This is a genomic window from Flectobacillus roseus (genome assembly GCF_030056595.1).
GTDB lineage: Bacteria > Bacteroidota > Bacteroidia > Cytophagales > Spirosomataceae > Flectobacillus > Flectobacillus roseus.
In genome coordinates this window covers 1-15,161 of the sequence record NZ_JASHIF010000034.1, presented here as the reverse complement: position 1 = coordinate 15,161, position 15,161 = coordinate 1, and the positions used below count along the sequence as shown (strand labels likewise).

The following is a 15,161-nucleotide window of genomic DNA, read 5'->3' as shown; positions in this document are numbered from 1 at the left end:
GAAACGAAATTTTGACAATTACACTAGCAGGGATTTTAGGTACATTAATTGGAATATTGATATATATATGGATTAATTTACCTGATTAAGACACTATTTTTTCTCTTGATTTTATGATTTTAATTAATTCTTTAAGTTCATTTTTTGAGAAATACCACTTGAGCAAAGCCCAAATTGAAATAACCCCAAAAACTACGATTATGGTAAGAGTTAATTGAAGTTTTAGAGTCGACAGCGATGAAATACTTGCAAACATTAATGTAATTAATGCACCGAATGAAATTGGGAATGAGAAGAAAAAAAAAGTTAAGTGTAAAGGAGAATCAGCTCCTTTTGAGATTATATCAAGCTCATACTGATTTAATGTGTAAAACTCAATGTGTGCTGGTTTAGTTGTAGAAAATTCAGGCATATTACTTGAGTTTCTTGATTCAATAACCTGCCCATTAACATATTTTGATTCAGTTGGGGTAAATTGATTAGTATTTTCCATTATAAGATACTTAGATTTTCATTAAGCCAATCGTTAGAACAAATAATATTAGACCATGCAGCGTTTCTTTGAATTTTTGACACAAAAACCCTTGCCTCTTTAGGAAGATGAGGTTTCAAGCTATCATGAATCTGTTTGGGCGTCATTAGGGTCTTTACAACCCAAGTGTTTTCGGAAATTCGACCCCATTGTTTAAAGATTTTAATAACAGGAAATACACTATCATAATCAAAAAATATATGATTAGGTATGAAATAGGTAATTATAAAAGACTTTTCAAACATGAGATATAATATTTATTTATAGTCCAAATCTAAGAATTAAAATTTATAAAACCATTATCGAAATATATGCGATTTTTCGATAGCAATATTACTCATCAAGTACATACTTTAGTCGATTTTACTTCATTCTTGCTACCAATTTCAAACGGATCAGCTCTGCGGCCACAACATAGAGCTCCGCAAATTGGTAGCAACTTAATTCAACTGCAGATGGCGAAACTCACCAAAGCTGAAAAGTTAATGTTTTTGAAAATCTTTGAAAAATGTACATTTAAAATTCAATACGGGCTTGAAGATACGATTGCTGGTTCTGATAATGTCCCAGAGGAACTGCCTTACATCGAAGAAGACATGGAAATGCTATCACATATTAAAATACTCAATAACTGGATTTTGGAACATTGTAGGTAACAATCAAACACAGAGGCTATTTTTCTATTCAACAAATCAATAATTTTTCTCTTTAAAGTCAACAATAGGTATATTTGTACAATGGGAAAAAACCTAAAAATAATATCATCCGAGTACTTAGAGGAATACTCTTCTCAATCCAATTTGGACTGGTTGAGTGTTTCTGATAAGCTAAAATCAAAGTCTAATTTCACGACTGAAGACTTTGAATACTACATTATTGCATCCTCTCTCTATTCTTCAAAAATAGAAGGGAATACCCTTGATGCGAATAGTTTCTTTAGAAATAGAGATAGTAAAGTTTCTCCTAATAAAAAGGAGGTACAAGAAATTGAGAACTTGGTAAAAGCCTATAAATTCTGCTCTGAGAACACACTCAATAAGGCTAATTTTTTGAAGGCACATGAGATTCTATCAAAGACGTTGCTGACCGCAAACATGAGGGGTAAAATCAGGAAAGAACAAGTTGGCATTAGGGACTCCGCAACACTTAGACCTGTGTATTTGGCTGTAGAACCTCAATTTGTGAATCAGGAAATGACCAAGTTGTTTTCAGACATAACAGAGCTTCTAAAGAAAAAGCTGACTCATAAAGAAATCTTCTATTATGCCTCCATGATTCACCTTTGGGTAGCACTAATTCACCCCTTTATGGATGGTAATGGTAGGTCTGCAAGGTTATTAGAAAAGTGGTTTTTAGTTTCAAAACTTGGTATGTCAGCATGGTCTATCAACTCGGAGAAATACTATTTTGACAATAGACCTGAATACTATAAAACTATTGCATTAGGATTCAACTATTATGCCCTTCATTGGGAAAGGTGTGTGCCATTTTTGTTAATGCTACCAGAGTCCCTTAAAAGTATATAATGATAAAGCCTGCTCCCATTATTAATAGTAGCAGGCTTTATCATTACCTATGTTCACATTTGGGAAGCAAGTCTATTCCTTTCATTATCATGGTAACCTCGTTAGATTTCACCAAAGAGTAAACAACATAGCAAATAATTTGTCATTTGAAAACTCAAAACTAACACAGGGTAACTGTACTTAGTTTTTGATATAGGTTACCGCTTAAGTTAACTTTTTAAAATAGCTATCTTAAAATAGTTACTTTGTGGTATTCTATTTTACCATCGTTCAGATCCACTGAAAGTAAATAATTACCCGAAGGGAGGTCTTTAATACTGATACCTTCTGCTGAAATAGCATTAGATTCTATTACTGTGATACCACTCATGTTTTGCAATTTCACATGGCTAACTTTACTCAAAATACTGGTTGCAATATACAATATATCCGAAGCTGGATTAGGATAAACGATAGATACCATATTTCTTTCTGTAGTAACTTTATTAAGTAAGATAGTAGTATTATTATCTTTTGATGGAAAAGATACATAGTTATTGCCTGCACTTAAGCTAGAAGTATAGAAAGACGAGTTCGCTTGATAATTTTGGTTGTTATTATCTACTGATTCTCCTGGAATAACGAAAATAGGAGTTTCTGTCACTGCTATATTAAAATTATGAGTGTTATCTGTAACACTTAAACTATCCATTTTTTCACTTCCTGCTTTTGGAGAATAAATTTTAATATCGTTGACATTATTCAATGCTAAAGTGTAATTCCCAGTTCTTCCTATCTCATCTGGAATCATTAAAGCATAAGCAGATTTCCCGTTTAGCTCATATCTATCTACCAAAGGATCTTGTGAAATGGTTTCTTTGTAAACATACTCCCCTATCAGATTTTTTGTTTGGTACAAGTAATCAGCTATCGGGCGACGTTGTCTTAGTGAATCTACTAATCCAGAAGATGCAAACTGAGTTGGATTACTAAGGTCTGAATCATACAACATATAGAAGAAGCTTCTTTCTAACCCTAAGCGATTGTACATCAATGCCGAACGAAGTCCCCAATCTGCTTGAGTAATAAGAGCAGATTTATTACCAATTGGAATAGCTTTCAATGGGCTGTTTTGGTTCAAATCGAAGCCTAATTCCGTAATCCATACGGGCATATCGTAGGCTTCATCATGTGCGAGTTGAACAAACTTTTTAGCAGTATTTAATGCTGAAGAAACTTCTGGAGCAGCAGCTCTTGTTGAAGAACCACTTTGAGACGAATTTGCATTGTCTGAATATAAGTGATAATTAATTACATCCCAACATAAATTGACTTTCCCATCTGGCTTATAACCTCTAAACTCTTTGCACCAGTCAATCATTCCTCTTACATAGTCAGGGTCAGCAGAAGCTAAACCTGCCATTACTACCTTGATATTGGGGTCTGCATTTTTAACACCGATACCTGCTCCCATAGTATTTTTATGTCCATCATAAAATGCTGATAAGTTAGCAGCATATTCACGGGCTGTTTGATAACCTTTGCGTCCTTTCCACCATTTATCTCTTTCATTACCACATTCAATGTATTTTATAACATTAAGTCCTACTTTTAAAACGTTGGGACTATCGCTTGTCCAACGTGGTTGATCAAAAACACTAAGCAATGCCGTATCAACGTTTGTATTACTTCCGTATCGTGCAACATACTGAAACGCTACTTGAGCTTGGTCTCTATAAGCATTAGGGTCTGAATACGAATAACCATACCTTGCTGGAACAATTTGTCCATCATGATAAGAAGAATCAGGATAAGTATTAAAAAACCAATAAGGAACCCCTTGCAAACATGGCAAAACCTCTATGCCATCTTGCTTACAACGTTCGTAGATTACATCATAATTCCATCCTCCATTAAAGCATGGATTATAGGTATAAACATTTTCATAGTGTTCTATTTTCTCCCAGTCCATATACTGACGAAAACCTGTAAACGGTTTAAAAGCCTGAACTTTATTTTCATCAATTAAAGAAGCATCAGTAGCTTTTAAGAAATCCCATTCAAAAGAATTGATACCAAAAGCATCTTTCATCTTTATATTTTTCAAAGGTGGACTCGTTTGAGCAACAGTACTTGCAGTGTAAGTACCATACAATTCCATTTCTCTAGGAAATCCCCCATAACAATTGATAAGTAAATATCGGAAGTTAGCAGTAGATGGATTTGTAAGCACAAAATTATTAACATCATTTGGATTGGGACCAACCCATTGGTTGTAGGACTCTCCTTTAAAAGTAGCAATAAGTACTCGCTCCCATTGGTCAGTAATACCGTATAGCTTAAACGGTTCATTTGTCAGAGTGCCAGAGCCATCATAAAATTTTACACTTTGAATATTAATTACTTCCCCTTCTTTTAAAGGATAATAGCAATCATAATTATCTAAGATTTTACCCCAACCAGTGAAGACCTCATTTTCAGTATTACCATCAAATAAAGCATCTAATCCATATCCTACATGGTTTAATTGGTACCATCTTTTGGGAGCAATTGGGATTTTGGTGCCTACTATAGTAGGACCAGTAGGTGTAGTTGGTGTATTGGGGTTTGTCGTTGATCCAGTTACAATTGCCTTAGCTGCTCCATTGACAGGGTTTCCATAGACATTAACTTTCTGTGGAACATTATTACCGTATTTACGAACAATAATTGCATCAGCTACAATCGGGTTTGCCAAATTCAAGTCGACAAATGAATTATAAGTTGACCCATCAAATAAACCTAAAAATGTTTTTGTAGTATCATTTAGAGCATAAATGGAGGCTGGTCGATCAGTAAAAACACCTGTATAATCAAAAAAGGAAAGTTTTGAAATAGTACTTTTAAATTCAAGGGTTAGTTTTATATCTACCCAAACGCTATTGCTACTCGACCACGAACTTTCTACTAGTACGTCTAAACTATCTGAAAGCCAAGGTGAATAATCTTGCCCTGTGTTGATATTAGGCGTGATTGCAAAGTATCTTAAACGGTTTAAGGGTGAGCTATTAGGTGTTGTCTCCCCAAATATTTTAATTTTCTGAGGGATATCATTACCAAATTTTCTTATGACAATAGCATCGGCGATTACAGGATTGGTTAAGTTCAAATCGACAAAGTTATCGTAAGTAGAACCATCAAATAAACCAAGGAACGTCAGTGTAGTATCTTTCAAAGCATAAATTTGAGCTGGATGTTCAGTAAAAACACCCGTGTAATCATAAAATGAAAGCTTTGAGATGGTACTCCTATGTTCTAGAGTTAGCCTGACATCAACCCATTTGGCATTATTAGTCCATGCACTTTCGACGAGTGAGTCTAGGTTATCAGTGAGCCAAGAGGAGTAATCTTGTCCAGTGTCTTCACTAGGATTAATAGAGATAATTTTTACACGATTTGTACTTTGTGCATAGCTAGTGTGTAAAGAGAAGAATAAGGCACAACATAGTAATAGAGCTTTTTTCATTTTTTATTAGGTAGGAGTGAAAATATAGGAGAAACTCTATACCAAATATAGCTTTTTTATCACTCATCTCTTTTATTCATCGAAATTTAATATAGAGGATTCTTTAGATAGAACGGTCAGCTTTAGGCTTCTTATATGTATTTAATGCATACTAATCGCATACCCTACGGTTTTCTAAATTATAAGGTTCCAAAAAATAGTACGACTTAAGCGTTAAACATTCTCACCAATCTTATTTTTTAAACAGTATCATTTGGAGAAAATCTCATCCTCTATTTACTCATCTAACTAATCCCTGATAGAAATACTCCAATGGATTTCTGTCAGGAACCTATTGTTTATAGATATGTGGTAAAAAATTATATTGACTTTGGTTAAAAAACACTTACTTCTTGCCACCTATTTAGTTATACAACAAATAGGTTGGATAGGCGAAATAAAATTCAATTATATTGCAGTTATATAATCGTTGGCTGCAACCGCAGAAAAGATATTACAAAATAAACAATAAATATGCTTGAAATAATTTTTAACAACAGCGAGTCATCTACTTTTAATCTTCCTATTATTGTTCAAAAGGACAATCCTGGAAATAAATATTTTAGCAGTTTTACCGAAGACCAGAGAAATCAGGGCAACGTAGAAGTTTGTTTTTATAATATTAGCGGACGGACTACTGAGCCGACAATTGAACAAAAAAATGCTTTAAGGTACGTTATTGAGCATCAAAAACAACTTATAGAGGCTTTCTTCAAATACACAAAGGATTTTTTATACCCAATTCACATCGGCTATATTGGTTACGATGAAGTTTCATTCCCCGAAATTGCTAACTCAGAAGAACTAAGAAAAGCAATGGGATTAGTAAGCATAAACATTTGGAGTGAACACAAAGAAGATTGCTCTTATATATCTTTTGGTTTTGATTTTAGCGGAGACTATGAACATGGCACTTATCTTGTCTGCCATAAATCAGACGTACTTGGCTGGGAAGAGGATTTAGACACAAAATTAATTGCTGCGGACTTACTCAAAACAACATAGTAACAAAATTAAACGAGGACAAAAGCGGCAGCCGCCAACATGGGTAGCTGTTGCACAACTCATTTTTCCTAAAAATTTCCTTACAGAATATACATCCAGACCTCCTTTAAAGCGATTTAAGAGAGGTTTGTTTTTTAGTTTTTGTAAAGCAACCTCAAACTTGAAGCACTTAAAATTGAGTTATTAATGACTACAGATACGCTTTTGAGAGAGGCATAAATTATCCCTTCAGGAAGGGCAATAGCTTGGGCTAATATGCTTGGTTTTTTCACAATGAAGCGTAGATATTTCTGCAAGTTGTAAACTAAACTTGCCATTAATACGTGTTTGTTGCTGGATTTGATACCTCGTGTATTCACTCGTTTCATGTTCATAAAATTTACGAGTGTTCCTATCACAGGTTCGACGGTTTTACTTCGTATTCGTACCATTCGCTTGGCATAAGGCTTATTTTGGGTAAGCTTTTCATGCATTCGGTCGTAATGCTCTTTGTGAATACTATCATCTATTTTTTTGAATTTTGTTGCCTTCCCACAGCATTGTTCTCTAAGTGGACAATCCTTGCAATCTGATTCACTACTTCGATAAGTACGTTTGGTATAGCCTTTACTATCTGTCTTTTCGCCTTTGTAGGTTAGTATTGCTTGTTTGCCCCCCTCTTGCGTACATTGGTAATAGTTTGCCTCTTTATGGTAGGTAAATCCTGTTCGTTCTGATTTGTACTGTCCAAAGTTAGGGATCCATGCATTGATGCCTTTGGCGTCTAAATAGGCCAAAGCTTCGCCACTGCTATACCCTCCATCGGCTAATATCTCTCCCAACTCAATATCATTGTTTGATAAATTCCCTTGTGCTAGTTCTAGAATTTGGGCTAGACATTGACTATTTCGTTGGTCTGCAAAATCAGCACATGCACCAGTAATAACATGATGAGCATCGTCGACTGCTATTTGTCCAAAATAGTTTAACTGACGAGCTTTTCCTGGTTTTACGCTAATGCGTGCATCTGTATCGGTAGGTGAATAATGGGTATGGTTTGACACATATTTGGGACGAATCAGATTCCCATTCTCATCCAACTTTTCGCTGTTACTATTGGCAGGCATGTCTTTGTATGCAGTTCGTTTCCAGTTGTGATGACGTTCAACTAGCTTTTTGCGTGTGCTTGTCACCTTAAACTCACTTTGTTGCTCTAGTTCATCAACAAAAGCGCTGGCATCTTCCAATATCTCTTTTTCAACCAGACTGTCCATACTGGCATTGGATTTAATAAAAACGCTATCAATTGCCTGACGTTTGCCTCTGACCATACCTTTGTCGACACACAGCTTCAAAACCGCTTGAAATAACTCCAAAAATACTCCTTCACCATACAACTGGCGTGTGCGGCTAATAGTACTATGCCAAGGAAGAGCTTCGTCCAAATCATATTGGAGAAACAGCCGAATGTCCAAACAATTTGAACAGTATTCCATCAGACGTCTATCGGAAGGAATATTATTCAAATACCCCACTAACAATATCTTGAAAAACACGACGGGATCTATTGACTCCTGACATTCAGTTCCATAATAAGGTGCTGTTCGGGCATACAGAAAGTGTAAATCAAGTGCTTTTTCGAGTTTTCGATAGAAGTTATCGGCACTTACCAAGCTATCCAGACTGACTTGGTAATACATTTTTGGCTGGAGATTTTTGCGTCCTTGCATATCTTTAAAATACACATTTTGGGGCAATTTTCCAAGGTAAAATTAAAGGTTCTCAACAAGATGGAAGTCTATGACTATTTCTATATATTTGAGTTGTGCAACAGGCACATGGGCTTGCGTCAAGTGGGGCGGACGGAATAAACCTCAACATTAGGAATTTTTTCGCACTTTTGTTTCGGCTGACGGAAACTTTTTAAGCATTGATAAGCAACTCACCATCAATAATTTATATCGGATGACGTTCGGACTGAGGAGTTTCAAATTCCCTACCTGACACAAGCCCTGTTCGTTGGCGGTAATTTAAAACATGAAAAAAGACGAGTCATATTTTCAAAAGGAGTTTCTAAAGTTTTACAAAAGTCACCATTTCTTTTGCGATAGCTTCATGTCTAGAGAATTACCACAATTCTATTCGTTTGATTCTCCAAAAAGAGTGAAAGAGGAGTATATGCCATATTCTATAACTGACTTTATTGAAATTGATTCGGAAGGAAACTTTCACTTATGGGAAGCTAAAATGATTCACTCAGACGAACTTCTAAAAGGTAAGGCTATAGGACAGTTGTTATTTTATGACTTTTTATTCAGCACCTACCCAGAAAAAAATCTGAAGGAACTATTGATAGAAAATGGATTTGATGAAGAGACAATCTCTAAAAAGAATTATGATGATTTTCACTTTAAGACATGGAATATTTTGGTTTGTGGTGGAGAAGGTTGGGAGCTTTGTGCTGGAGTAAATCCGATTATGTGGAATTACCCAACACTACCAGAAGAGTACTTTAAGGACTCCACTCCCAACCTTAACCTATTTCATTTTTATGAGGTATCATCAGGTTTTGACCTTAAAAACATTTGGGAACTTGCAATTGATACACCTCAAAAACTTCACATCGAAGCATTTTCAAAATATTTAAACCTAGACGAGATTCCAAGCGAGGATGAAATTGAGGGCTACTATTTAGATTTCTTTAATTACCAACATAACTTGAGTAATGATGACATAGATCTGTTGATAGAGTTTAATGAATCAGAAGACCAAAACAATTTTCTAAAAGAAAAAGACAAGACCTTGGAACAAATAGAAGAAATAAATGAGAAATTCCAAAGTTCCCTTCACAGGCTGAAATTGGAAGAAGATCCAGAAGCAAAAAAGTATTTTAATAAGTTTATAGGGCGTGATTGGTTTAAATAAAAACTACCGCCAACAGCACCTACCCAAAAGTGGCGGTTCAGTGGTTAAATCAAGCTTTGTGCTTCTATCAAAGTTTGTGCTTGGTTGACAGTGAAGTGCTTCGAAATCGCCACCTTCGGGTAGCAGCAAACCGTTATGCGGCATGCTACGACAACACACTACAACAAATAATAAACAAATATTAATAAATGGAATTAACTATTACAGATACGGCAGACAACTTTGAAAGTTGGTTAAATAAAGAATTTGTAACGGATGAATTAAGAAAATTAATTTCCGATGCTTCAATTCTGATTGTTCCTTTTGAAAATCTGAGGGATACACCAAATCCTTTACTATTTCCAATTAGAACCGAGGAAATTCTTAGATATTTCAAAGAGAAATTACCGTCAGAACAGCTTATTGACATTTGTATCACAGATGAAGACTATCAAGAGTTTGCGTTTTATAGTAACTATAAGAGACTTGGTAATTTTATGGTTAAAGCTGTTGCCGTTCCAATATTTGTAACTATTCTATCTGCATATGTTTACGACAAGTATATTAAGGAAGACAATACAAAACCTCAAATACAAATAATAGATAAATCTACTCACACGACAATAGACAATTCAACACATACAACTGTAAACAACCATATAAGCAAACTGACAGACAAAAAATATTTAGAACCAACTCATATCAAATTTTCTGTTACTGTTGTTGATAACGCAGGGACTTCAAAAAATATTAGTTACGAAGGACCAGCAAACGAAATAGACACAGTTTTAAAATCATTGAAGGAATATGAAAAATGATGAGATAGTTGAGAAACTGAATAATATTCATTTACAAAATTTTTCTCTTGAAGAACTGGACGAACAAATACAAAATCAAAAACTAATATTTGTTCGAGACGATAATCAAGATGAAGCCAAATTACTATGGATTTATCAAACTATTATTGAAATTCATAAGCTCTACAGAAATGCCTTTAAATTACTTCAAGACAAATCATACTATCAAGCTTGGTGTCAACTTGAAAGAATTGAAATAACAATCCATAGCTTAAAGAAACACTTCACATATGACAAAAAACAATACGGCTTATGGAATATTGAAAAGGCTGTAAAGAACCTACAGGTTTTATATCCTTACAGACTTTTTGCAAGTTCAGAAATCTTAAAAAAGAAGAAAAAATGTAGTATATGTGAAAAGGAAATCTCTATCAGAAATTCTTGCGGGCATATCGTGGGGGAAATTTATAATGGTGAAATGTGTCATCGAATTGTTACTGAAGCAGAAGTTTTAGGGATTTCACTAGTTGAAAACCCAGGAAACAAATATTCAGTTATGTTTTTAAAAGATGAAAAAACAGATGAACAAATTGATCAATATAACTATGACACTATTGATTATTTATTTGACTTACTCAATTCGCCATATGAAATTTGGAACTTAGAAGTAAGTCAGAGAGAATTGAAGAAAGAAGATTATGGAAATATTGGAAGAAATGACCTTTGCACTTGTAATTCTGGGAAGAAATTTAAAAAATGCTGTATGACAAAAATTGGAGAGAAATATCCTCATTATGAGTTTATATTGACCAATCCGAGCAACAAGACATTATTGACAAACACATTAAAAAATAGAAATGCCAGCCACTAACACGGGTACCTGTTGCACAACTCTTTTTCTCTAAAAACCCTCTTACCGAATACATATCCAGACCTCTTTTAAAGCCATTTAAAGGAGGTCTGTTTTTTAGTTGTCAGAATATAATCTCAAACTTGAAGTGCTTAAAATCATTTTTGAGAAAAGCATAGTATATCCCTTCAGGAACAGCAGTAGCTTTTGCTAAAATATGTGTTTTGTAAGGTTCCCCAAAATATAAACTCACCCCAGCTTCGCACTAAACACCCTCTCCAATATCACTATCTCCTCCCCATAAAAAGTGTTACGTTCATAGAAAAATGATGGGAGCTTTGTTCGGAGTCCCCCTCTGTTAATGTGGCGATTAAATGTAGCTCTACTTTCGCAATTAAGTATAGCCCTAATTTCTTTTTTTGTAATACCTCTCATCGGTCTAAAGTTAGAATTGTTTCAAAAGCGTTTCATTAGTGTTTCAATAGTGTATCAGGGCTTGCGTACGAAGTGTAGCCATCACACCTTTACAAAAACAAAAGGCAGATGCTAACTAAAGAGAGGATGAGTGAGGTTTTTGTAGTATCTCTGGAAAAGACTATCAAAAATACACTTTTTCTCTCTTCTAAACAACTACGAACATGACTGATATTGTAGTAAATGCTCAAGAAAACCTTGATGATGAAGCAATCAGAAATCAGAAGTCTGAACAATTAAGACAACACCTCTCTGCTCTCAATACACTCTCCAAAGAATTGAATGATTTAGGTCTTGCTGTCAATATTTTTGACACTGAAGATGAAGACAATAATGTCATTTCAAATCCTGTAACACTCATTGCTGAAATCTCAAAACCTTACTGATAATGGAGGATATCGCACGTGTCGGCATTGGGGCAAGAGTACCTGAACAGACTAAACGAAATCTTGAAGTAGAAGCTAGTGTTTTCGGATTTGAAGGGCTATCATCCTTGCTAAACTACCTGATTTTAAACAGAACGTTCCTCTACATCAACAGGCTTGATTATGATTCCCATAAAGTTCATATATGCCTGTCAGAACCTGAACTTTCTGAGCTATATGAGGTAGTACAAAACCGAGAAAAAGGACAAAATGAAAGCCAAAAACTGGATTTTCAAGACTTTTTGAAGGAGGTTTTTTTTACAGGTTTAGCCAAAATGGCGTTAACGCACCCACACCCTCTCACTCAAAGTGTTAAAAATAGTGTAAACGCTGTTAACCAGCCGTTTACACGTGTTAACGCTAGCGTTAACGAAGTAAAACATGGCGTTAACGCCGTTAACGACTACCAATATGATGGGGAACAACCAGATAAAAAACCAGAAATTCAGACGCAAAGCTCGTTCGCTGTTAAGCTTCGTCTTGAAGAACTCGAAACACAGCTTCAGCAAGCACAACAGGAAGCAATTTATTATCGCAGTCAGTACGAAAAACTATCGCTTGTACAAGCTTCTCAACAGGAGAACTCGGCAAGCTATCAGGCATTGTCCTTGAAGTTTGATGAACTACTCAATGGTTTGGAATATGTCTTTGGAATAGCGGCAGAACTTGCTAATGAGCCTCATTTTAGGGAGAGAGATTATACTCCAGAATACTTTGCTGAACTCTTGGAAAAATATGAAAGTACTAGCGGTAATTGACATAGATGATACCACTCATGCACCTCTCGAAGTTTGCAAAATCTACGATGAAGGAGACACAGCATTTTGGGATTCATTCTTTCAGGAGGCACTTAATAACCTCCAATATCGTAATCAGATTTCTAAGACAGAGGAGTTCAACCAAATACATCTAAAAGCGCTTTTCGAGATGCTTATCAAGCAAGGGGTGCTCACGACCCAAGGGCTTCAATTAGAACCTCTCATTATGCACTCAGTTGAAAAGCATTATGCTCAAACAAAGTTTCGTTGGAGTTGGAGAAAGAAGAAAACCAAGCAACTGGAGGAAAAATATCTACAAGCATCTTCGGCTTTTCAAACACGTGTTAAAGAGAACATCTGGACGGCTACCATGCTTTGGGGTAAGAAGTTTTTTAAGAGTACGCGAATCGGAAAAGCTATTATAGACGCATTCGAAAGACTAGACAAAAAATAAAACATCATGTTTGAGAATCTAAAAAATACTTTCAATAAAGGCAAAAGCGCAATTGAATCCACACAGCAGTTTGCCCAAAATATCAATGCCATTGCACAAGGTCCTGGGCTATTCGGTTTGGCAGGTACTCCACAACAAACTAGCGAAATTTCTCAGGAAAGTTATCCGTATCAACAACAACCTTCTGTCAATTATCCTCAGGCAACCATTGCTCCAGTACAGGCTACATTCGCAGCTCCCATCGAGCAGGTGGAAAAGAACCTTCGACAAGAAGCAAAGATTAACGCTCGAAGAATCTGTTCCGTGCTACGCCAAAAGGGTGTGACCATGCGTGTACTGTTCACCATGGTGGTTAAGGATTTGGATGAAGAGAAAAAGCTTGAGGACTACGAAAAGGAAAACGACATTGATGAAATCGACGAAATCTCTGATTTGCCTGACGAGATTAGAGTCGCTTTGCAAAACAAGATGAAACTTAAAGAGTTCACTAAGCTCACGACTAACATTGAGGAAGATTTACTCGAGTTGCTTGAAGATACTCTTTTCCAAAAGTACAGACTTGAGTATATGGCTGGCAAACACCAGATGATTTCGGAAATGGAAATTATCAGTATGTACACAACCATCATGACTACGCCAATCTATGAATTGGGTGCAGATATGTTGGTGGATAAGGCGCTCAAGTACAAAAAGCCAGCTTTGGAATATGGTAAGCAACTCTTAGAAAAATTCACCAACAAGAAAACCTAACATGGAGAAGCTTGGACAATTTATCGAACTCATCGTATCACATATTATCCTAAAATAAAACTATGTTATTTGGATTATCCCCTGCAACTCTGCAAGAAAAAACAAGAGCCATTCAGGAGCATTGTATCAATATGGAAGTTTCTCATGAACACTCCTGTGGTGTTTGTGTCACAGTATCAGCCAACAGAATCAAAGGTTTAACTTATGATGCTGAAAAACATTCACATGAGCAAGTAAAAGACGCCATCAATCAATGTTTTGAAAAATGGTCAAACGAAACCAAAGAATACTTCGAAACTAATATTGACACTATTTTGGAGTCAGTACCTAAGATATTCAGACAAGAACTCAAAAACCAGCTACTTGGTAGCTAAGACAATTATGGACTATCACTTGTACAAACGAATACAAGAAGCCCTGTCCAATAGTCCTCCTAACGCTGAACAACAAGCCTTCAACTGGCTTGTTGTGGGCGCTCAAAAAACAGCTAAGACCACCACAGTGCTTCAGCTTGCCTATATCATCCAAGCAATGGCAATGCAGATGAAACTTATCAAAAAGGTGCTGATATATGATCCTATGTTTCATGAGTCTTTTGAGCCAGCAGGTATTAGGAAAGCCATAGGTTTCATCAACCCCAATTTTGTGCTACCGAACTACAAAGTCATTACAGTCGATGAAATTCAAAGCTATGGTGCAAGTAAGGAGGATTATTACTGTTGGGCAGTAGTAAGAGATAGAGGCAGAAGGGTTCAGGACTTTTGTCAGGAGGCACTTACGTTGAAGAATGCCATCACCATACTCGATGATGTGGGCTCTCGTATAACTGGGAACGTAAGAAATTTTCCACAGTATATTGACCTCTTGGCGTACAATAGAATTAATTGTAACGATGTATTTCTTATCTATCATCAATACAAGTACGTTCCGCCCTCATTTTGGCAATATTTCCAAAGAGCCATCATCAAGCAGTCTAACGAACAGAAGTTCTCGGATGACATTTACCCACGTGATTTGTATATCCAAGCACAAAAAGAGGTCACTTTGGAAAACAAAGAAAGGATATTTCCCAACAAAATGAATTTGGCTTACAGGATACTTCTACCGAACGAAAATCTAAGTTTCAAAGAGGACAATGGCTACTTTATCGCCACCGACGAAAGTGGGAACGAATATCTTCTGTT

15 protein-coding genes are annotated in these 15,161 nt (G+C 35.8%); 12 read left to right on the top strand and 3 right to left on the bottom strand.

The features are described 5' to 3' along the window. Positions 1–85: 85 nt before the first annotated feature. Positions 86–493 carry a hypothetical protein gene (locus QM524_RS25415; protein WP_283346825.1) on the bottom strand — a complete coding sequence of 136 codons (408 nt, stop codon included), beginning with the start codon at positions 491–493 and terminating at the stop codon, positions 86–88. Between the two features lie 350 nt (positions 494–843). Between QM524_RS25415 and QM524_RS25410 the strand changes: the two genes are divergently transcribed. Next, on the top strand, positions 844–1,188 hold the full coding sequence (locus QM524_RS25410; protein ID WP_283346824.1) for a hypothetical protein: 345 nt from the start codon (positions 844–846) through the stop codon (positions 1,186–1,188). Positions 1,189–1,269: 81 nt separating this feature from the next. Further along, positions 1,270–2,058: a Fic family protein gene (locus tag QM524_RS25405; RefSeq protein ID WP_283346823.1), complete on the top strand. Its 789-nt coding sequence runs from the start codon at positions 1,270–1,272 to the stop codon at positions 2,056–2,058. Positions 2,059–2,284: 226 nt separating this feature from the next. Here QM524_RS25405 and QM524_RS25400 read toward each other — a convergent pair whose 3' ends face one another. After that, on the bottom strand, positions 2,285–5,542 hold the full coding sequence (locus QM524_RS25400; protein ID WP_283346822.1) for a T9SS type A sorting domain-containing protein: 3,258 nt from the start codon (positions 5,540–5,542) through the stop codon (positions 2,285–2,287). A 513-nt stretch (positions 5,543–6,055) separates the two neighbouring features. Between QM524_RS25400 and QM524_RS25395 the strand changes: the two genes are divergently transcribed. After that, the gene (locus QM524_RS25395) at positions 6,056–6,586 is read left to right on the top strand and encodes a DUF6985 domain-containing protein (RefSeq protein WP_283346821.1); all 531 of its coding nucleotides are present in this window, start codon (positions 6,056–6,058) and stop codon (positions 6,584–6,586) included. A 134-nt stretch (positions 6,587–6,720) separates the two neighbouring features. On the opposite strand, the gene QM524_RS25390 is transcribed toward QM524_RS25395, so the two are convergent. Beyond that, positions 6,721–8,295 (bottom strand): IS1182 family transposase, encoded by a 1,575-nt coding sequence (locus QM524_RS25390; protein WP_283346820.1) that lies wholly within the window; start codon positions 8,293–8,295, stop codon positions 6,721–6,723. Between the two features lie 433 nt (positions 8,296–8,728). Between QM524_RS25390 and QM524_RS25385 the strand changes: the two genes are divergently transcribed. From QM524_RS25385 to QM524_RS25345, 9 genes are all read left to right on the top strand, one after another. Then, positions 8,729–9,490 (top strand): hypothetical protein, encoded by a 762-nt coding sequence (locus QM524_RS25385; RefSeq protein WP_283346819.1) that lies wholly within the window; start codon positions 8,729–8,731, stop codon positions 9,488–9,490. A gap of 188 nt (positions 9,491–9,678) precedes the next feature. Next, a complete protein-coding gene (locus QM524_RS25380; protein ID WP_283346818.1) occupies positions 9,679–10,287 on the top strand; it encodes a hypothetical protein in 609 nt (202 codons plus the stop codon). After that, positions 10,277–11,137 carry a YecA family protein gene (locus QM524_RS25375; protein ID WP_283346817.1) on the top strand — a complete coding sequence of 287 codons (861 nt, stop codon included), beginning with the start codon at positions 10,277–10,279 and terminating at the stop codon, positions 11,135–11,137. Before QM524_RS25380 ends, QM524_RS25375 begins: the two co-directional genes overlap by 11 nt. Before the next feature lie 617 nt (positions 11,138–11,754). Next, positions 11,755–11,976 carry a hypothetical protein gene (locus QM524_RS25370; RefSeq protein ID WP_166579906.1) on the top strand — a complete coding sequence of 74 codons (222 nt, stop codon included), beginning with the start codon at positions 11,755–11,757 and terminating at the stop codon, positions 11,974–11,976. Positions 11,977–11,978: 2 nt separating this feature from the next. Then, positions 11,979–12,773 (top strand): hypothetical protein, encoded by a 795-nt coding sequence (locus tag QM524_RS25365; RefSeq protein WP_283346816.1) that lies wholly within the window; start codon positions 11,979–11,981, stop codon positions 12,771–12,773. Next, positions 12,751–13,227 carry a hypothetical protein gene (locus tag QM524_RS25360; RefSeq protein ID WP_283346815.1) on the top strand — a complete coding sequence of 159 codons (477 nt, stop codon included), beginning with the start codon at positions 12,751–12,753 and terminating at the stop codon, positions 13,225–13,227. Before QM524_RS25365 ends, QM524_RS25360 begins: the two co-directional genes overlap by 23 nt. Positions 13,228–13,233: 6 nt before the next feature. Further along, positions 13,234–13,977, top strand: coding sequence for a hypothetical protein (locus QM524_RS25355; protein WP_283346814.1), 744 nt, complete (start codon positions 13,234–13,236; stop codon positions 13,975–13,977). 62 nt (positions 13,978–14,039) lie between these two features. Continuing rightward, positions 14,040–14,351 carry a hypothetical protein gene (locus QM524_RS25350; protein ID WP_283346813.1) on the top strand — a complete coding sequence of 104 codons (312 nt, stop codon included), beginning with the start codon at positions 14,040–14,042 and terminating at the stop codon, positions 14,349–14,351. Between the two features lie 7 nt (positions 14,352–14,358). Beyond that, positions 14,359–15,161 (top strand): hypothetical protein (locus tag QM524_RS25345; protein ID WP_283346812.1); only part of this gene is annotated, 803 nt, incomplete at its 3' end.